Raw genomic sequence first — 18,723 nt, forward strand, 5'->3', positions numbered from 1 at the left:
CTAGAGGCGTCCCGTCTCGTCGAGGTGGTCGAGCAGGGCGGCGTCGACGGCGTCGCGGAAGGCCGCGAGCGCACGCTCGTCCTGCTGGTTGCGGTACAGGTCCGCGCAGGAGATCCAGCGTCCGCGGGTCCGCGCGCCGGGAAGGTAACCCTCGGCGACCGAGCCGACCTCCCAGCCGGGTTTCCCCGCGGTCTCCCAGCAGCTGGACAGGGTGCCGTCCGCGTTCACCACCGCGCCGTAGCGGCCGTCGCCGTACCCGCAGGTGGCGCATGGCAGGTGAGCACGCGGCCTGCTCACGGAGAAGCCGCGATCGAGCGCCGCGCGCTGCCATCGGGCGAATCCGGCCGCCAGCTCGCCGGTCGGCGTCAGGTCGTTCGCGTACCCGATGCCCACGTCCCCCACCTGGGCGAAGTAGATGCCGCATCGCGAGGGATCCAGGGCGGCGGCGAGCCGGTCGACGAGAGCGTCGACCCCCCGGAACGTGTGGTGGGAGACGTTCACCCTCAGCGTCCACCGGATCGAGGTGACCTCCGAAGCCCTGGCGATGTTGCGGACGATGGTGTCGAAGGTCCCGCCGTGCGACCGGCGGACCCGGATCCGGTCGTGGTCCTCCCGATCGCCGTCGAAGGTCACCTGGACGGACTTGAGCCGGAGCTCTTCGAGTCGGCTGGCCAGCGACGGTGTGAGCAGCGTGAGGTTGGAGATCATCGACGCGGAGGTCAGCCCATGACCGACCGCCCGCGACAGCAGTTCCACGCAGCCTCTGGGGTTGAGCAGGGGCTCTCCGCCGAACAGCAGGATCTTGAGCTTGTCCAGCCCGGCCGCGGCCATCTGCCGGTCGGTGAAGCGGAGAATGGACGTGACGGTCTCCGGTGTCAGCCGGGCGTGGGCGATCCGCGGCGGGCGGCTGCCACCGGCGGTGTCCTGGCTGGTGTTCTGGAAGCAGTACCCGCATCCCAGGTTGCAGTCGGTGCTGGTCAGAACGGTGAGCGAATAGGCGGTCACCGGGGCGGTGGTGAGCAGCCCGCTCTCGCGCAGCCGGCGCTCTGTGCCCGGCTGGAGCGCGCCCCCGGGGGTCAGGTGCCGGGCGCGTAGCCGAGCCACGCCGCCGGGACCGACGAACCACCAGTTCTTCGCCCCTTTGAGGATCCGCTCCCCGCTGCTCACGTTCACTGTGGCCTCCGTGACGTCATGGTGGCGAGATCGGGAAGGCTTCCGGCCCCGTTGCGAAGCCGGAAGCCTTCACCCAGCCGGCAAAGCTCACAGCGCGTTGCTGTTGTTGGTGAGGCAGGTGCCCGGCTCCTCTTCCTCTTCGGTGCTGTGCGCCACGACCTCGACGTCGTCCGTCTCGGTGGCGTCGATGGCCTCGGGGGCCTTGTCCTCGGACATAGCGCCTCTCCTTGACTCAAGGTTTGACTGACGGAAATTCCTGACACGCACAGTGTCACCGCGCCACCCCAGCGCAGAAATTGCACTTTTGGGCCATCGCGCTCAGCGTGGCGGCTCGTCGGCCGTCGATCCGGAGATGCCCGTCGTCGCGTCCGAGAACGGCTGCGCGTCATGGAGAGGTACGGCGGCCCTCCGGATCGGACACCGGGTGCCGCCTGACCTGACTGGAAGACAACGATCGCTACATAGTGGCTCGACGCGCCCTGACAATCCGCCGACCCGAGCTGCTTGACTAGTAGCGCGCGACTGTCAGCAGATTACACGATCCATGTCAGTATTCAGCCTGCTATCCGGGAAGCGACAACCATATGGCTTGCCGCCGCAATAAACGTTTCTATGTTTTACAGTGCAGACATGTTCAACCGAACATAGCGGTCGCGAAAGAGGGGCGATATGGGAAAGAAGAAGAAGACCCCCTTGGCTCACGACATCATCGACGCTGTAGCCACGGTTGCCGGGTCAGCGGTCACGGTGAAGGTCACCGCTCTCGGCGTTGTCACCGGGCAACCAGTGGCCGGAGCGCTCGGGGGCGCCTACGCGGGCAAGAAGGTCCGGGATGAGATCAACAGCCTGAAGACCTCCGAAGGCCGCGAGAAGTGGGGCGAACGCCTGGACAATCTCGGCGAGAACACGAAAAACAACCCATGCCCTGGATATTGACGGTCGGCACTTACGCGGTCTCGATACTGGTGCGCACAGGATTCATCCCTGCTGCCGGGTAGCGCGAGACAAACACCGGGCACGCCGCGGGCATGGCCCGACGCCGCCGCCCTGCGGAGCCGAAAACACGTTGCAGAAGACGGCCGGGGCGAGGAAGGCTGCCGGCGTGAAGATGCACGCCAACCAGCTGACGGTGACCCTGGAGACGGTGCGCATATTGGTCGATGAGCAGTTCCCCGAGTGGCAGAGCCTGCCCATCACCCGCATCGCCGCCCATGGGACGGTCAACGCCATCTTTCGCGTCGGCGACCGCTTCACAGCTCGGTTCCCCCTGTTACCCGGAGACATCGACCCGACGCGGCGCCGGCTGGAGTCCGAAGCGGAAGCAGCGCGCGAGCTGGCAGGTCGAACGCGGTTTCCCACGCCCGAGCCGGTCGCGCTCGGTGAACCCGGCGCGGGATACCCGCTTCCGTGGTCGGTGCAGACGTGGCTGCCCGGCGTCGTGGCCACCGACGAGGACCCGGCCGAATCGGTCGCGTTCGCCCACGACCTGGCCGATCTCATCAATGACCTGCGCGCGATCGACACACGTGGCCGCACGTTCGCCGGCAGAGGCCGGGGAGGCGACCTTCAAGCCCACGACGCGTGGATGGAGACCTGTTTCAGGTACAGCGAACAACTCCTGGACGTTCGCCGACTTCGCCGGATATGGGAAGACCTTCGATGTCTCCCTCGCGAAGCAGCCGACGTGATGACCCACAGTGATCTCATTCCCGGCAACGTCCTCGTGTCCGCTGGTCGGCTGGCCGGGATTCTCGACGTCGGCGGCTTCGGACCGGCCGACCCTGCTTTAGATCTCGTGAGTGCCTGGCACCTGCTTGAGGCCGGGCCGCGGCAGGTGCTCCGCCGCGACCTCGAGTGCGAAGACCTTGAATGGGAACGAGGCAAAGCGTGGGCCTTCGAACAGGCGATGGGGCTCGTCTGGTACTACCTGGAAACCAACCCGGCCATGAGCCTGATGGGCCGACGCACCCTGGAACGCATCTCGGCAGACACCCCCTCTGCCAGGAGAGGCGAGGAGGCCGCAGGCTTGCTCGGTTCTCCCTGACTTGGCCAGGTCGCGACATGCGCCAGACGATCGATCACTGTGTTTCCCCGTTCGCGCCCGAAAGGTCCGGCCGGACATTCCGTCCTCCGAAGAGGATGACGTCATCCAGGCCATCCTGCGCGCGGCCTGCAATGCCGCGTTGTGCGGCACCCCTTCCTAGCTATCGCCGCAGACGCAGAGATTGCCCACGATTTCCTCAGCGAGCATGCCCATTCCGTCAGCGATCAGCTTGTCATCAGGGCGCCGGAGGCGTGGGAATCTTCTATGTTCGGCCTCGACCACCAGCCACCAGGAGAGTCCATCTCACCCGAGGGGCTGTTTCGCGTGGTCGTCAGCAGGCAGGGATTGCTCGGTCCAGATGCATTTGCCGTCATAGAGGTAGCGGGCGCCCCAGCGCCGGGAGAGGGCGGCCACCAACTGCAGGCCCCGGCCGCCTTCGTCGGTGTAGGAGGAGTGGCGGATGCGCGGGGTACTGAGGCTGCCGTCGTAGACCTCGCAGATCAGAGAGCGGCTGCGCAGCAGGCGCAGGCATACGGGGCCCTTCGCGTGCCGGATCACGTTGCCGACGAGCTCGCTGACCAGAAGTTCGGTGGTGACCGTCAGTTCGTCCAGTCCCCAGGTGGCCAATTGTTTGCGGACATATCTGCGGGCCTGTCCGGCTGCCCTGGGATCGTCGGGGAGGCTGCAGGTGGCGACATCGTCGGCGGCGGTACCACGGGTGTGAGCGATGAACAGGGCGGCGTCGTCGTCGGTCTCTTCACGGGCGGGCAGCAGCGCCGAAACGACCGTGTCGCAGAGATTTTCCAGGCACCCGACGTCGTCGCACTGGTCTCCTGACCAGAGGTGAGGAATGCGGGGCACGGCCTGGGCCAGGATCCGGCAGAGCTGAGCCAGTCCCTGGTCGACGTCGCGGGTGGCGGATTCGACCAGGCCGTCGGTGCAGAGCACCAGCAGGCTCTCCTCGGCCAGATGCAATTCGTGGACCTCGAAGGGCGGTTCCGCGGCGCCCAGCGGCGGATCGGCGGCCAGGTAGGGGCACACCACGGTGCCGTCGGGGTAGACGATGACCGGTGGGGGATGGCCGGCCAGGCAGAGCGTACAGGTCCGGGTGGTGGGATCGAAGACGGCGTACAGGCAGGTGGCGTAGAAGTCGTCACCGAGGTCGCTGACCAGGTCGTTGAGGTGGCCGATCAGTTCGTCGGGCGGCAGGTCGAGGTCGGCGAGGGTGCTTACAGCGGTGCGCAGGCGACCCATGGTGACCGCCTCGGTGATGCCGTGTCCCATGACGTCGCCGATCACGATGGCGACCCGGCTGCCGGACAGCGGGATCAGGTCGTACCAGTCGCCGCCCACCTCCTCGCCCCGGCCCGCGGGCAGGTAGCGCGCAGCGGCGCAGGCCACGGGGAGACGGGGAAGCTCCCGGGGAAGCAGGCCGCGCTGCAGTTCCTGTGCGCGGGCGTGTTCCACGTCGTACAACCGGGCCCGTTCCAGCGCCTGGCCGACCAGACCGCTCAACGCCGTCAGCAGGGTGCGCTCCTCGTCGCTGAAGACACGCTCCCGGGCGAAGGACACCACACATACGCCGATGGCCCGCCCGGAGGCGATCACGGGCAGGAGCGCCCAGGCGTTCTTCGGTGACGCCTCCGCCACGATCTTCATCGTCGGATAGCGCCGGCGATACTCCGCGCGCGATCCGATGAACCGGGGAGCACCGCTCGTCAGCACATCCATCACCGATGCGGTCTCGGTGAGCGGGACCCGGTCGAGAAGACTGAGGAATTCCGGTGGGTACCCGGCGGCGCCGACCACATCCACTCGGTCGCCTTCGATCAGCCAGACCACGAGCCCGTCGGCACAGAACGGAGGCAGGACATGGTCCGCGACGGCCTGCACGACGTCCCGGCTGGTGACGGCCTCGGCGAGCGCCGCGGTCAGCTCGCCCATCTGGACCGTCTTCTCGGACCCTGCCGCCGAAGTAAGGCCCGGCGCCGTGCCGGGCAAGCCTTCCAGGCGCGCAGCGGCCCATGCCGCTACCGCACCGAGAAAGGAACGCTGCTCGTCGTCCGGCTCGGCGGGCCCTGCCGTGAGCACGGACAACACCCCGACCGGCCCGTCGGCACCCGGGAGGGGCAGTGCCGCCGTGCCGGCTGCCCCGATCCCCAAGCTGTCCCCGCACACCCAGACGTAGCCACCACGCCGCACGGCGCGTGTGGGCGCCACGTCCTGCGCGGTGCAAAGATCCGCCCACACCTCGGCGGTCTCCGGGAGAAGCCCGCTGGCCGCCGCCAGGTGCAGGCGACCGGTAGCGGAATCGTACCTGTGCACGAGGGCGCCCAGGCCGCCCAGGCTCGTCACCGCCTGCTGGAGAGCCAGCGTCAGCGTCTGCGCGCTCCAGTGCCCTTCGTCCGAGGCCCACACAACGCCGAGCTGCTCCGCCTGCGGCTGTTCAGCGTGGCTCTCGGACCTGACTTTCGCGGTCGCCACCTCACCTCCCGGCGTAAGCGCGGCAATGGGGCAAGTCACCACTTATGTGCATCAACACTAGCTTTCAATGCCATACACGGCACTTTCGGGGTCCGCCACACTCCTCCGCTTCGTGTGCGCCCCTTGGCAAGCCGGAGTCAGCCGCCCGGCAGCGCCGGACGGCATCCGCTCGCAGCTCAGATCGACGAAGCGGGGGCCGCGTTCGCGTCCGGCCCCCAGCCGTCCAGACCGCTCAGAGCCTGCTCCAACGTCTCGTGCATCTCGAACAACTGGATCAGACCGGTCGTGTTGAGCATGCGCCGGAAAAAGGCCGGTGGAGCAGCCAAAGCCATCCGGATGCCGTGCTCCTGGCAGCCCCGGAACACCCTGATCAACTGGGAGATGCCGGAGGAGTCGCAGAAGCGCATCGGGCCGAGGTCCAGAACCAGACAGCCGTCGCGGAGGTGATCCCACAGGCGCTCAACCGTGTCGAGCAAGCTGGCAGACCTCGTCCAATCGAGGTCCCCCGTGACGTGAACGACCGCCCACCTCCCGTAGGCACCATGATCCACGTCGAACACGATCCCCTTCGGAGGCACCGTGATCATCGCCTCCTACCCGCGAAGCGTCACCGCCGTACAACCCAGTCCCCGACCAAGGTACGGCAACATCGGCCACACGAGGCGCTCGTCACCGTGGTACGGAAGGGCCCACTACCCACCTCTCGCCCCATCATGCCTCCGGCGGGGCCCCTGCGATGTCCTCCGCTTCCGTCTGCGACCCGGTGACGTTACATGCCGCACCGGCCCACGCGTCCCCGGTCGTACAGCAGGACGGCGACGGCCAGCAGCAACAGCAGCAGGGGTGAGCACTGAGAGCGCCTGCCTCACAAGAAAGGACTTCTTGTGAGGCATTTCTTTCGCTGGCGAATCGGCGTGGAAGCCTCAATTCATCGGGGCGGGGTTCCCTGTGAACGACGTGGCGTGGTCGGTGACCCACTGGCGGAAGGTTCGCGCCGGCCTCCCGAGGAGGTCGGACACCGTCGAGGTGACGTATGCCGGGCGTCCCGTCGCGGCGTTCCACGCCGCCAGGAGCATGTCCGCGGCCGGGCGCGAGGCTTCTGGGGTCTCGCGCCGGAACTCGTCGGGTGGCATTTCCTCGAACGTCAGCGGGCGGCCCAGCGCGTCTCCGACGATGCGTATCTGTTCGGCCTGGGTGAGTGACTCGGGACCGGTCAGGACGTAGTCGCCGCCCGCGTGTCCGCCCTCGCGCAGGGTCAGCGCGACGACCGCGGCCACGTCTCGATCGTCGACCGGAGCCGTCTCGGCCGCACCGTACGGCCACCGGACCAGGCCGTCGCCACGGATCGCGGCGGACCACCAGAACAGGGCGTTCGACGCGAACATCCCCGGCCGGACGATCGTCGAGTCGAGTCCGGTGGCCGCGATGAGCCGCTCGATCTCGGCGTGCAGCGCCGCCATCGGGTTCGGTTGCCGGAAGAACGGGTGCGGGGTCCGGTGCGGTGCGGACAGGTAGACGACCCGCTGCGCCTGGGCGGCCAGCCGGTCGACGACGGCCGCCGCGGCCTGCGGCGGGGCGGTCCAGACCAGGAAGACCGTGCTGACGGCGTGCAGCGCGGCGTCGAGCGATTCGGGCACCGTGAGATCGCCGTTGACGATCTCGACGTCGGGGGGCAGCGTCACCGCGGCCTCGGAGCGGCGCACGAGGGCACGGACCGGCACGCCCGCATCGGTCAGCTGGTCGACCACGGCACGGCCGATGCGTCCGGTCGCCCCGGTGACGAGCACCGGAGGCTCTCCTGCGGGTGTCATGGCAGCCGCGCCGTCGTCGACGGAGCGCGGCGGGCGTCTGTCTGTTCCATGGCCGCCATCTTTTCGTCACCGAGTTAAAAAAGCAACTTGGTTACAAATGTTAATCTGACACGGTGAGCGAGCCGGTCGGGCTGCGGGCCCGCAAGAAGGTACGGACCCGGGACGCGATCGCTGACGCGGCGATCTCGCTGTTCCTGGCGCGCGGGTTCGACCAGGTGTCGGTGTCCGACATCGCCGCGATGGCCGAGGTGTCGAAACCGACGCTGTTCCGCTACTTCGCCACCAAGGAAGACCTGATCCTGTACCGCTTCGCGGACCACAACGGTGAGGCCGCACGCGTGGTCCGTGACCGGCACCCGGATATCGCGCCGATCACGGCGCTGCACCGGCATTTCCGGGCCGGTCTCGATCGCTTCGAGCCGGTCACCGGCCTCAACGATCATCCCGAGGTGGTGGCGTTCCATCGGCTGGTGTTCACCACCCCGAGCCTGGCGGGACGGCTCCTGCAGTACATGCTCGACGATGAGGACGCGCTGGCCGCCGTCCTCGATCCGGGTGTCCGGGGCCGACTGCAAGCCGCCCAGGTGATCGCGGTCCAACGCGTACTGGCCCGGACCAACTGGCAGAAGATCGCCGACGGGCGGACCGCACACGACGTGCGACCCGAGGCGGTCGCCGACGCGGACCACGCCTTCGCCCGGCTGTGTCACGCGGCCGGCGACTCCTGGTCCGCCGCACCCGCACGCTCCGGGAAACTCGATTGCCCTGGGCGTACGGAGAGCCAGATCATGCCGGGATGAGTCAGGAGCAGCTTCCACCGCCGGCAGAGGGCGTACGGATCCCGTGGTCGGCGGTGCCCGAGGACCTGCGGCTCGCGGTGGAAGGTCGTCTCGGCGATCGGGTGGCCGAGGCGGTCACGCAGCCCGGGGGCTTCTCACCGGGTGTGGCCGCCCGGCTGCGGCTCGCGGGCGGCGGCAGGGCGTTCGTCAAGGCGGTCGGCCCACAGCCCAACCCGGACAGCCCCGCCTTCCACCGCGCCGAGGCCAGGGTGGCCGCCGCGCTGCCGGCCGGCGTGCCCGCGCCCCGGCTGCTCGCCTCCTTCGACCAGAACGGCTGGGTGGTGCTGCTGTTCGAGGACGTGGAGGGGCGCCTGCCCGCCCAGCCGTGGGCGCCGGACGAGCTGGCCCTCGTGCTCGACGCGGTGGCCCGCATGGCCGAGGCGCTCACCCCCGCCCCGATCGAGGTGCCGGCCGCCGCCGAGAAGCTCGACGACGAGTTCCGGGGCTGGCGGCGCCTGGCCGCGGACGGCGCGGACCTGGCCGCCGTCCTCGACCCCTGGGCCGTACGGCACCTGCCGCGGCTGGCGGACCTGGAGGAGCGATGGGGGCAGGCGGCCGAGGGCGACTGCCTCGCCCACGCCGACCTACGGGCGGACAACCTGCTGCTCACGGCCGACGGCCGGGTGCTCGTGGTGGACTGGCCCCACGCGTGCCTGGCCGCGCCGTGGTTCGACCTGCTCGGGATGCTGCCCAGCGTGACCATGCAAGGGGGGCCGCCACCGGCCCAGATCTTCGGCGGCCACCCGGCCGCGAGGAACGCCGATCCCGGAGCCGTCACCGCCGTTCTCGCCGCGATGACCGGATACTTCCTGCAGCGAGGGCTCCTGCCCCCGCCGCCCGGCCTCCCCACCCTGCGCGCCTTCCAGCTCGCGCAGGGCAGGGTGGCGCTGGCATGGCTGCGGCAGCGGACCGGCTGGAAGTGACGTCGGCCGCGTCAGCGCAGGCCCCCGACGGACAGTCCGCCGCGCCAGTGCCGCTGGAGGGTGAAGAAGGCGACGATGAGCGGGATCACCGACACGAGCGCGCCCAGGATGATCAGGCTCCAGAGGGAGGTGCTGCCCGCGTTGTTCGCGGAGGCGATTCCCTGCCAGAGGCCGAGTCCGACGGTGACGGGGAAAAGGCGGTTGTCGGAGAGCATGGCGACGGGCAGGAAGTAGTTGTTCCAGGACGCCACCGCGGACAGGAGCAGCACCGTGACCACCGCGGGCCGCATCAGCGGGAGCGCGACCTGCAGGAACGTCCGCACTTCACCCGCGCCGTCGGCCCGCGCCGCGTCCAGGATCTCGTCGGGGACCGCGTCGCGCGCGTACACGTGCATCAGGTAGACGCCGAACGGGTTGAGCAGTGACGGAAGGATCACCGCCCATATCGTGTTCGTCAGGCCGAGCCCGGAGAACATCACGAAGGTGGGAATCACCAGGGCGGTCGCGGGCACCATCAACGCGCCCAGCAGGACGGAGAAGCCGAAGCGCCTGCCGGCGAACCGGTACTTGGCGAATCCGTAACCGGCCATGACGGCCAGGATCGTGGCGCCGATCCCGCCCGCGAACGCGTACAGCGTGGAGTTGAGGATCCACCTGCCGTAGATGCCGCCGTCGTAGGTGAACAGCTGCCTGAGGTTCTCGAAGTAGTCGATCCGGTCGGTGAACCACAGGGTGTTGCCGCCGCCGAAGAGGCCGGGGGCGTCCTTGGAACTGTTGACGATGACCCACCAGAACGGCACGAGGAAGTAGACGACCAGGAAGCCGAGGAGCACCTGCAGGGGCAGGTGGCGTTGTGGCGGGCGGCGTGCGCCGGAGCGGCCGGTCATCACAGAAAGCTCCTCCGCTTGCGGGTGAAGAACAGGAAGGCGTAGACGCCGGCGAACACGATCCCGCCGAGGGCGAAGGAGATCGCCGACCCGTAGTTGAAGTTCGCGAGTGCGAACGCCTGCTGGTAGGCGTACATGTTGGGGGTGAAGTCCGGCCCGATCGTGCCGGCCGCGAGGAACCGCAGGAACTGTGGTTCGTTGAAGAACTGCAGCGTGCCGATGAGCGCGAAGACCAGGATCAGGAGCAGCGCGGGGGCGATGAGCGGGATTTTGATCCGCAGCGCGATCTGCCACTTGCCGGCGCCGTCCATGCGGGCCGCCTCGTAGAGTGCCGGGTCGATGCCCTGCAGCGCCGCGTACAGGATGATCATGTAGTAACCGGCCCACTGCCAGGTGACGACGTTGACCAGGCCGTAGAAGACCAGGTTGCTGCTGAGGAAGTCGGGCGCGGTGGCGCCGAACAGTCCGAAGATGTCGGAGAGCGGCCCGAAGCTCCTGCTGTACAGGAACCCCCACATCACCGCACCGATGACCGTGGGAATCGCGTATGGAAGGAAAATCATCAACCGCGAGAACCGGGCGAACGCGGAGGTGACGGTATCCAGGATGAGGGCCATCGCGAGCGCGATGACGATCTGCAGCGGGATGGCGACCAGGGAGAAGCGGACGACGAACCACGCCCCGGAAAGGAAGCTCGGGTCGGTGAACGCCTTCACGTAGTTGTCGAACAGGACGAAGCTGGTGCCGCCGATCAGCTTCTTCCGGAAGAGGCTGAGGTACAGCGCGTACGCGAGCGGCGCGATGAGAAGCGCCAGGAAGACGAGCCCGAACGGCCCGACGAAGAGCCACCCCATCAGGTGCTCGCGGAGACGCACCGTGCCGCGGACCTTGTGCGCTTTCTCTTGAGTGCTCGACGCACTCTCCTCGATCAGGAGGGTCATCTTGGGCTCCGGGAGGTCGATGCTGGGGAGTGGCGGGTGGGCCGGCCGGTCGAGGACGGCGGGCCCACCCGTGGTGTCACTGGACGGTGAAGCCTTGCTCCTTGGCGTAGCCGACCACGTCCTCCTGGACGCGGTCGGCCGCCTGCGCACCGGTGATGGAGCCCTCGATGACCGCGCCGATCTGCTTCGTCATGGCATCGAAGTAGTACTGGCCGAACGGGCTGTAGGTCATGCCCTTGTAGGCGTTCGCCGCGGGGACGTAGACCTCCTTGTTCGCCTGCTGGCCGTCGAAGAACGACACCTTCAAATCCACGAACTTGGGATCGTTGAGCGCCTTGAGGTTCAGCGGGAAGATGATCTGGTTGGTCCAGCCGTCGGTGAGCGACTCGTCGTCGGCGTAGAGGCCGTACGCCACCTTCGCCGCGAGTTCGGGGTTCTTCGCCTGACTTGTCACGGAGAAGGCCGACCCGCCCCAGTTCACCTGCACCGGGTTGGCGGGATCCCACTGCGGGAGCGGCGCCACCGCGAACTTGCCGGTGTCCTTGCCCTTGCCGACGCCGGCGCCGGTGAGGTACCCGGGCGCCCAGGCCGCCGAGATGTACGTCGCGTACTTACCGTTGATGACGCCGGAGATGTACTCCGGCGTGAACTGGTCCTGTGTCCCGACCAGGCCCTTCCGCGCGAGGTTCCCCCAGTAGTCCAGGACGTCCTTGGACGCCTGGTCGTTCAGCGCGATACCGATCGACTCGGGCTTCGCCGGGTCGTAGGTGATGGGAGTGGCGCCCTTCTGGATCTGCAGCGCCATCATGACGGCCGGCACGTTCGCGCCCAGGTCGCCGAACAGCGGGCCTCCCGCGTCCTTCACCTTCTGCGCCGCCTGCTCGTACTCGGCCCACGTCTTCGGCGGCGTGATCTTGTACTTGTCGAAGATGTCCTTCCGGTAGATCATCGCCATCGGGCCGCCGTCGACCGGTACGCCGTAGACCGCGCCGCCGATCGAGACGTCCTTCCACGCGCCGTCGCCGTAGTTCGCCTTGACGGCGTCGAAGCCGTACTGCTTGATGTCGACGAGCGCCTTCTGGATCTGGAAGGTCGGGATCCGGTCCGCCTCGATCATGATCACATCGGGCGCGCCGGTGCCCGCCGAGATGGCCGTCTGGAACTTGTCGTACTCGTCGCCGCCCTGGCCGACGTTGGTCCAGCAGACCTGCACCTCGTTGTTCTGCTTGTTGAAGTTGTCGACGACGAGCTGCATGTTGGGGTACCAGCCCCAGAAGGTCACGACCGGCAGGTCCTTCTTGCTGATCGTGTTCGTGCAGTTGCTCGCCTTGTTTCCGGTCGTGTCGTTTCCGCTGTTGCTCGCCCTCGCGCTGCTTTCGCTTCCCGCGGTGGAGGAGCAGGCGGCAAGCACGCACGCCGCGGCGAGCATGGCTGTGGTGGCGAATATTCTCTTCGTCTTCGTTGACATGATTTCCCCTCCGGGTCCGCGTCCTGTCCTTCGTGCCGGCTCCCGTACGCTGCGGGCACCGCCGGGGCAGGAACGCCCATGCCCCGGCGGCACCGCCTCGTCGGGCCTACCTAGCGCTTGAACAGTCGCGGCGCCAGGTCGATGAGGTTCTTCTGCCACACGTCCCAGCCGTGCGGTCCAGGGGTGACCCCGTCGAACTCGTAGCGGACGCCGAGGTCGTTCATCGTGGTCAGGCCCGCCATGAACGACGGGTACACGAAATCGGTCACATCGCCGACGTACATGCGCAGCAGCTTGGTCCCGCTGTTGATCGCCGCCACGTCGACGCCGCTGCCGCCGCCGAACCCGGCCGAGAACGCCGCGATGTAGGCGAACCGGCCCGGGTACGCCTTGAGCACCCCGATCGTCTGTCCACCGCCCATCGAGAGGCCGGCCAGGGCCTGCTGAGACGGGTCGCCGGAGATGTTGTAGCGGGCCCGGGCCGCCGGAACGATGTTCTCCAGCAGCTCCTTGTTGAAGTCGGACGTGTTGCCGTTGCCCATCACGACCACCATCGGCACCAGCTTCCCGTCGAGGAAGTGGTGGTCGAGGATCTGCTTGGCGCGTCCCATCTCCACCCAGTCGGTGTAGTTCTGGCCGCCACCGTGCTGGAGGTAGAAGACGGGATACGGCTGCGCGCGGTTCGGGTCGTATCCGGGCGGGGTCCACACCAACGCGGTCCGGTCGGCGTTCGCCACGTTGCTCCGGTACGTCAGGCTCTCCACCTTTCCGCCCTGACCGGCGGGAACGTCCGAGAGCAGGCGCGACCTCTCTCCGGAGATGAAGAAGGTGCTCCAGGTTGGCTCGGTGGTCACCTTCGCCGGGTTCGACACGTCCTTGACCGAGACCCCGTCCACGATCCACTGGTAGTAGTAGAACCACGGGTCCAGCGGTCCCACGGTCGCCCGCCACCGGTCGCCCTCGCGGGACATCGGAACGCGCAGCCAGCTCCCGCCGGGAGCGATGTTCGCCCACACGGTGACGTGCTGGGCGTTCTTGAAGTCCGTCGTGGTCTCGAAGGTGACGAAGCCGTCCTTCGTCACGAACGGCGTCGGAGTCGTGCCGGGCGCCGGCGGGTGGAACTCGCCCTTCAGCCGCTCGTGACCGGCGCTCGGACCATGGTCCGGCGCCTTGCGGAACAGCCGCGGGAGGAAATCGATCAGGTTCTCCTGCCAGGCGGTCCAGTTCCCCCCGGCGTCGGGGTTGACCCCGTCGAACTCGTACCTGACACCGGCGCGGTCCAGCGCCTTCGTCAGGCGGACGGTGGCGTTGTAGGCGGGATCGGTCACGTTCCCGGTGTACAGGCGCAGCAGCTTGGCACCGGGGTTCGGCCCGGGACCGGGCCTGCCTCCGGCGATCTCCGTGAGGAGACCCGAGAACGAACCGGCGTAGGCGAACTGGCCGGCACCGGTCAGGGCGGCGCGCAACGCCTGCGTCCCGCCCTCGGACACACCGGCGATCGCCTGGTGCTCCCGGTCGTGATGGACGCGGTAGGCGTCTCCGACGGCCTTGCGGAGGTCCTTGAGGTCCTTGTCGTCGTCCGGTCCGCGACCGTCGGCGATCACGACCACCATCGGCTCGATGGAACCGCCGGCCGACAGGTTGTCGAGGATCTGCCTGGCACGGCCGAGGTCGAGCCAGTCGGTGGCGCTCCTGTCCGGGCCGGACAGCAGGTAGAGCACCGGAAGCGGCTTGCCGCCCTTGGCCGGGTAGCCCGGCGGCGTCCAGACCAGAGCCGACCGCTCCTGCGTCCCGGCCCGGTAGGTCAGGGTCCCGACCTTGCCGCCCCGCCCTTCGGGCGCGTCCGCCAGCAGACGCGCCGAGTCGCCCGCGACGAGAAAGGTGCTCCACAGAGGCTTGGACGCCACGGTGGTGGCGTTCGTCGGGTCCTTGAAACTCTTGGTGTCGTCGCCCGTGACCTGGTAGGAGTACAGCCCCGGCTTGAGCGGGCCGAGGATCCCCGACCAGGCGTCGCCCCGGCGGGTCAGGCCGTACTCCGCCCAGGCGGAGGAGGGACCGAAGTTCCCCTCGACGACGACCTGGGACACCTGGCCCACGTTGGTCTGCACATAGGCCGCCGGGACGGTGAACGACGCGTAGCCGTCCTCGGAGACGCTCAGCCAGGGCGTGTCCGCCACCGCGGATCGCGGCGGGAGCAACACCGCCGCGAGTGCCATGACTCCGGCGACGACCGCCGCCGAGAGCCGGCGTACGCCCATGGGGCGCACTCTGCCGTGATATAATGACAGTGACATACCGATCTCCTTTGTGGTCGGCAGCGGATTGGGCCCGACTGACCGACCTGATTCATCGGTGGATGTGGTGTGGACTCTGTTCCTGCACCTCCGTCCGTCGCGAGTCTGTTTTCGATTGACCTGACGTCAGGTACGGCCGCATACCGCACCTGTGGGTTGTCAGGGTCTTGTCGTGGTCCTCGGCGGTGCGGTGCTGCCGCGGACCACCAAGCGCGTCGGGAGCAGTATCTGGCGGGGGCCCTCCCACTCATCGGTCACCAGTGATCGCAGCATGCGCGCGGCCTCGTGTCCGAGCCGGTACATCGACTGGTCCACCGTGGTCAGCCCCGGCTCCGCCAGCGCGGCCTCCGGAATGTTGTCGAATCCGACCACCGACAGGTCGCCGGGGACGCTGAGTCCCAGCTCCTTCGCGACCTCCAGCACCTTCAGGGCCATCCCGTCGCTCGCTGCGAAGATCGCCGTCGGACGGTCCGCCCTTCCCAGCAGCTCGCGCGCCAACGGGACCGTGGACTCGGGATTGAAGTCGCCCCTGCCGATCAGGGCCGGGTCGACCGGCACGCCGGCTTCGGTCAGCGCCCTCCGGTAACCCTCCTCGCGCGACCACGCGGCCGCGAGGCTGGAACGGCCCGCGATGAATCCGATCCGGCGGTGGCCCAGGCCCAGCAGATGCTCGACCACTGTGACGGCGCCCGAGAGGTTGTCCGCCGTCACCGACGGCACCGTCGAATCCCGCACCGGATCGATGACCACGACCGGAGTGCTGCTCCGCACCTCGCCCCAGGGCGTGACCACGATGCACCCGTCCGTGAGCGTGCCCGACAGGCGGGTGAGGTGCCGTTGCTCCCAGCCCTCCGAGTATGTCCCGTAGACGGCGCTGTTGGCGTAGACGATCAGATCGAAGCTCGACCGGGCCAACGCCTCCATCACGCCCTTGAGCACCTCGGCCGTATAGGACTGGAAGCTGTGGGTCACCAGACCCAGGACATTGGTACGACTGCGCCGCAGACTCGTCGCCACCAGACTCGACTCGTAGCCCAGCCGCTCGATGGCCGAACGGACCTGCGCGGTGGTGCCGGTGCTGACGCCGTAGCGCCCGTTGACCACCCGCGACACGGTTGCCACGGAGACGCCCGCCAGTCGCGCGACATCGCTCATGGTCACCGGAGCTCCGCCATCGGCCATGCGGCCCTCTCTGTTTGCAATCGTTATCGGTTACGTTTGCGGTTTTTTTAACGTAAGCGACAACGATTGCGAAGACAAGACCCATTTCGGCCACTCACCGCGCCGACCGTACGTCCTATAAGGACATGACCAGAATGCGCAGGCAGGGCGGGGGACGGCTGTCCGTCGCGCATCGGCAGGCCGTCATCCCGTCAGGCCGGCGACGTGGCCGCCTGAGGCGGTTCGCCGACGGTGACCGTGCCCGAGTAGGCCTTCCGGACCTCCGGCCGGCCGGAGTCGCCGGTGATGGTGAACGTGCCCGCGAGCGTACGAATATCGGAGGAGAAGCCGACGTACACCTCGATGAGCCCGGTTTCCACCGAGTAGTTCATGTCCCTGTCGTAAAAGCCGAGCTGGCCCGTGGGCAGGTCGAAGCGTACGGCCCTTCGCTGCCCGGGACCGGCGGCGACACGGGCGAAGCTCTTCAACTCCAGCACCGGCCGGGTGACCGTCGCCTGCGGGTCGCGAACGTAGAGCTGGACGACTTCCTCTCCGGCTCGATCACCGATGTTGGCCACGGTGGCCTCCACGGCGACGCTGTCCCCCGCGATCACTTCGGTGCGGTCCAGAGTGACCTGTTCGATGACGAACGGGGCGTACCCCAGGCCGTGACCGAAGCGGTATCGCGGGCTGACGGGCGAGTCGACGTAGTCGCCGTGCCAGTGCGACCGCCCGCCGGACACCTTGTGTCCGTAGAAGACGGGGATCTGCCCCACGGTCCTCGGGTAGGAGATGGGCAGCTTCCCGCTCGGGTTGACCTCGCCGAGCAGCACCTCGGTGATCGCCTGCGCCCCGGTCTGCCCCGGCAGCCAGGCCAGCAGCACCGCGGCGCACTTCTCGTGCAGGAAGTCGCCGCCGACCGGCCGACCGGCGACGAGCACCGCCACCACGGGTGTTCCGGTGGCGACGACGGCTCGGACCAGATCCTCCTGGACGCCGGGAAGCTCCAGGCTCGACCGGTCCCGCGACTCTCCCGTGGTGGCCTGGGTCGTCAACCCCGAACGATCACCCAGGACCAGCACCGCGACGTCGGCGGCCGCGGCGGCCGCGACCGCCTCGTCGAAACCGTCCCTCGACGTGTCGATCACGTCGCACCCGCGCGCGTAGCGCACCCGGTCGCCCAGGCGGGCGGTGAGCTCGTCGCGCACCGTGGGGACCCCGTCGGTGCTCTCCTCGACCTCGAGGTCGTCCGGCACGGTCATCGTCTGGCCGAGCAGACCCTTCCGCTCACGCGCCTCCAGCAGCGACTCCACATGCGCCGCGAAGGAGTAGTCACCGAGCAGATGCCGGGCGCTGTCGGCGTTCGGCCCGATGAGGGCGACCGTTCCGGTGCCCGGCCGGAGCGGCAGGACGCCGTCGTTCTTGAGCAGGACGAGGCTGCGGCGAGCCACCTCGAGCGCCACCTCCCGGTGCCGCTCGGCGTTCACCGCCACCGTCACCGCGACCTCGTCCACGTAAGGGTTCTCGAACAGGCCGAGCTCGAACTTGTGCCGGAGCACCCGCGAGACCGCTTCGTCCAGTCGCCCTTCACTGATCTCGCCGGCGTCCAGGGCGCCTGCCAGCGCCTCCGCGTACGCGTCCGTGGCCGGAAGCTCGACGTCGGTGCCCGCGGTGAGTGCCAGAGCCGCCGCTCGCCGCTTGTCCTCGGCGAAGTGGTGATACGAGTGGAGATCGTCGACGGCGAAGTAGTCCGACACGACGGTCCCCGCGAAGCCCCACTCTCCACGGAGGACATCGCCGAGGAGCTCACGGTTGGCATGGCAGGGAATCCCGTCCAGCTCGTGGTAGCCGGCCATCACCGACTGAAGGCCCGCCTCGCGGACCGCCGCCTCGAATGGATGGAGATACACCTCCCGCAGCAGACGAGGCGGCAGGTGCGCAGGCGCCCAGTTCAGCCCGCCCTCGGACGCCCCGTAACCGACGAAGTGCTTGGCCGTCGCGACGACGCCCTCCGCGAGAGAAGCACCCTGCAGGCCCCGGATGAACGCCACGCCCATGCGGGCCACCAGGTAAGGATCCTCCCCATAGGTCTCCTCCGTCCGGCCCCAGCGCGGATCCCGCACCACGTCCAGCACCGGCGAGAGCCCCTGATGGCTTCCCATCGCGCGCATCCGCGCACGGACGGCATCCGCCAGCAGCCGGTTGAGCTCCGGCTCCCAGGTGCTCGCGACGCCGATCGCCTGAGGGAAGATGGTCGCCTCCCGCGCCATCAACCCGGAGCACACCTCCTCGTGGACGATCGCCGGGATCCCCAGCCGGGTCTCCGTCACCAGGAAGCGCTGGATCTCATTTGTCACCCGCGCCACCTGCTCCGCCCTGAGACTTGTGGCTCCCGCGACACGGGTCACGTGCCCCAAGCCGTGCCGGAGGACCGTCCGCGCCCGCTCGGCCGAAAACCGCCCGCCCTCCATCAGCGAGAACGCCCAGGCGCTCCCCAGCTGTGCGAGCTTCTCCTCCCGGGTCATCCGGGCCAGCAGATCCGTCACGCGCTCTCCGACGGCAGCGGCCGGATCGGTGTAGGTCACTGCCGGCTCCGGAGTCACAGCGGTCATCCGGTACCCCCCAATCACGCCTTGATCAAGTGGATCCCGTGCCTACCGCAAACGTGATCGATAACGTTTGCAATACAAAGATCGCT

General features: G+C 68.3%; 15 protein-coding genes. 4 read left to right on the plus strand and 11 right to left on the minus strand.

Annotation, left to right across the window (positions count from 1 at the left end; all coding sequences use genetic code 11):
* Positions 1–1,173, minus strand: coding sequence for a radical SAM protein (locus tag HHX37_RS34360; protein WP_182888062.1), 1,173 nt, complete (start codon positions 1,171–1,173; stop codon positions 1–3).
* A gap of 87 nt (positions 1,174–1,260) precedes the next feature.
* On the minus strand, positions 1,261–1,389 hold the full coding sequence (locus HHX37_RS37430) for a hypothetical protein (protein WP_259403290.1): 129 nt from the start codon (positions 1,387–1,389) through the stop codon (positions 1,261–1,263).
* 453 nt (positions 1,390–1,842) lie between these two features.
* On the opposite strand from HHX37_RS37430, the gene HHX37_RS34365 reads away from it, so the two are divergent.
* Entirely contained in the window at positions 1,843–2,109 is a 267-nt protein-coding gene (locus HHX37_RS34365) for a hypothetical protein (protein WP_133305873.1), read from the plus strand.
* A 172-nt stretch (positions 2,110–2,281) separates the two neighbouring features.
* Entirely contained in the window at positions 2,282–3,217 is a 936-nt protein-coding gene (locus HHX37_RS34370; protein WP_182888086.1) for an aminoglycoside phosphotransferase family protein, read from the plus strand.
* 303 nt (positions 3,218–3,520) lie between these two features.
* Here the strand turns inward: HHX37_RS34370 and HHX37_RS34375 are convergent, their stop codons facing one another.
* The 3 genes from HHX37_RS34375 to HHX37_RS34385 all read right to left on the minus strand — a co-directional run bounded on the left by HHX37_RS34375 (position 3,521) and on the right by HHX37_RS34385 (position 7,512).
* Positions 3,521–5,701 (minus strand): ATP-binding SpoIIE family protein phosphatase, encoded by a 2,181-nt coding sequence (locus HHX37_RS34375; RefSeq protein WP_220503382.1) that lies wholly within the window; start codon positions 5,699–5,701, stop codon positions 3,521–3,523.
* A gap of 176 nt (positions 5,702–5,877) precedes the next feature.
* Entirely contained in the window at positions 5,878–6,288 is a 411-nt protein-coding gene (locus tag HHX37_RS34380; protein WP_182879532.1) for an STAS domain-containing protein, read from the minus strand.
* Positions 6,289–6,624: 336 nt separating this feature from the next.
* The gene (locus HHX37_RS34385; protein WP_220503383.1) at positions 6,625–7,512 is read right to left on the minus strand and encodes an NAD(P)H-binding protein; all 888 of its coding nucleotides are present in this window, start codon (positions 7,510–7,512) and stop codon (positions 6,625–6,627) included.
* 113 nt (positions 7,513–7,625) lie between these two features.
* On the opposite strand from HHX37_RS34385, the gene HHX37_RS34390 reads away from it, so the two are divergent.
* Positions 7,626–8,312: a TetR/AcrR family transcriptional regulator gene (locus HHX37_RS34390; protein ID WP_182888063.1), complete on the plus strand. Its 687-nt coding sequence runs from the start codon at positions 7,626–7,628 to the stop codon at positions 8,310–8,312.
* The gene (locus HHX37_RS34395) at positions 8,309–9,274 is read left to right on the plus strand and encodes an aminoglycoside phosphotransferase family protein (RefSeq protein WP_182888064.1); all 966 of its coding nucleotides are present in this window, start codon (positions 8,309–8,311) and stop codon (positions 9,272–9,274) included. The genes HHX37_RS34390 and HHX37_RS34395 overlap by 4 nt, the downstream gene beginning before the upstream one ends.
* A gap of 11 nt (positions 9,275–9,285) precedes the next feature.
* Here the strand turns inward: HHX37_RS34395 and HHX37_RS34400 are convergent, their stop codons facing one another.
* The 6 genes from HHX37_RS34400 to HHX37_RS34425 all read right to left on the minus strand — a co-directional run bounded on the left by HHX37_RS34400 (position 9,286) and on the right by HHX37_RS34425 (position 18,571).
* Complete coding sequence (locus HHX37_RS34400) at positions 9,286–10,161, minus strand: carbohydrate ABC transporter permease (RefSeq protein WP_111697769.1); 876 nt, start codon at positions 10,159–10,161, stop codon at positions 9,286–9,288.
* Entirely contained in the window at positions 10,161–11,102 is a 942-nt protein-coding gene (locus tag HHX37_RS34405; RefSeq protein WP_182888065.1) for a carbohydrate ABC transporter permease, read from the minus strand. Before HHX37_RS34405 ends, HHX37_RS34400 begins: the two co-directional genes overlap by 1 nt.
* Positions 11,103–11,178: 76 nt before the next feature.
* Entirely contained in the window at positions 11,179–12,570 is a 1,392-nt protein-coding gene (locus tag HHX37_RS34410; RefSeq protein WP_220498714.1) for an extracellular solute-binding protein, read from the minus strand.
* A gap of 110 nt (positions 12,571–12,680) precedes the next feature.
* On the minus strand, positions 12,681–14,864 hold the full coding sequence (locus HHX37_RS34415; protein WP_182888066.1) for an alpha/beta hydrolase: 2,184 nt from the start codon (positions 14,862–14,864) through the stop codon (positions 12,681–12,683).
* Between the two features lie 159 nt (positions 14,865–15,023).
* Entirely contained in the window at positions 15,024–16,019 is a 996-nt protein-coding gene (locus HHX37_RS34420) for a LacI family DNA-binding transcriptional regulator (protein WP_259406967.1), read from the minus strand.
* 218 nt (positions 16,020–16,237) lie between these two features.
* Positions 16,238–18,571 carry a glycoside hydrolase family 3 N-terminal domain-containing protein gene (locus tag HHX37_RS34425; protein WP_220503385.1) on the minus strand — a complete coding sequence of 778 codons (2,334 nt, stop codon included), beginning with the start codon at positions 18,569–18,571 and terminating at the stop codon, positions 16,238–16,240.
* Positions 18,572–18,723: the final 152 nt, after the last annotated feature.

Origin of the sequence: Microbispora sp. H10885 (assembly GCF_014161415.1) — a bacterium.
Classification (GTDB): Bacteria; Actinomycetota; Actinomycetes; order Streptosporangiales; family Streptosporangiaceae; genus Microbispora; species Microbispora triticiradicis.

Bases quoted from the DNA above. Each gene is read 5' to 3' on its own strand.
- HHX37_RS37430 (WP_259403290.1), bottom strand. From the start codon at position 1,389: ATGTCCGAGGACAAGGCCCCCGAGGCCATCGACGCCACCGAGACGGAC.
- HHX37_RS34365 (WP_133305873.1), top strand. From the start codon at position 1,843: ATGGGAAAGAAGAAGAAGACCCCCTTGGCTCACGACATCATCGACGCT.
- HHX37_RS34370 (WP_182888086.1), top strand. From the start codon at position 2,282: ATGCACGCCAACCAGCTGACGGTGACCCTGGAGACGGTGCGCATATTG.
- HHX37_RS34380 (WP_182879532.1), bottom strand. From the start codon at position 6,288: ATGATCACGGTGCCTCCGAAGGGGATCGTGTTCGACGTGGATCATGGT.
- HHX37_RS34385 (WP_220503383.1), bottom strand. From the start codon at position 7,512: ATGACACCCGCAGGAGAGCCTCCGGTGCTCGTCACCGGGGCGACCGGA.
- HHX37_RS34395 (WP_182888064.1), top strand. From the start codon at position 8,309: ATGAGTCAGGAGCAGCTTCCACCGCCGGCAGAGGGCGTACGGATCCCG.
- HHX37_RS34400 (WP_111697769.1), bottom strand. From the start codon at position 10,161: ATGACCGGCCGCTCCGGCGCACGCCGCCCGCCACAACGCCACCTGCCC.
- HHX37_RS34405 (WP_182888065.1), bottom strand. From the start codon at position 11,102: ATGACCCTCCTGATCGAGGAGAGTGCGTCGAGCACTCAAGAGAAAGCG.
- HHX37_RS34410 (WP_220498714.1), bottom strand. From the start codon at position 12,570: ATGTCAACGAAGACGAAGAGAATATTCGCCACCACAGCCATGCTCGCC.
- HHX37_RS34415 (WP_182888066.1), bottom strand. From the start codon at position 14,864: ATGTCACTGTCATTATATCACGGCAGAGTGCGCCCCATGGGCGTACGC.
- HHX37_RS34420 (WP_259406967.1), bottom strand. From the start codon at position 16,019: ATGAGCGATGTCGCGCGACTGGCGGGCGTCTCCGTGGCAACCGTGTCG.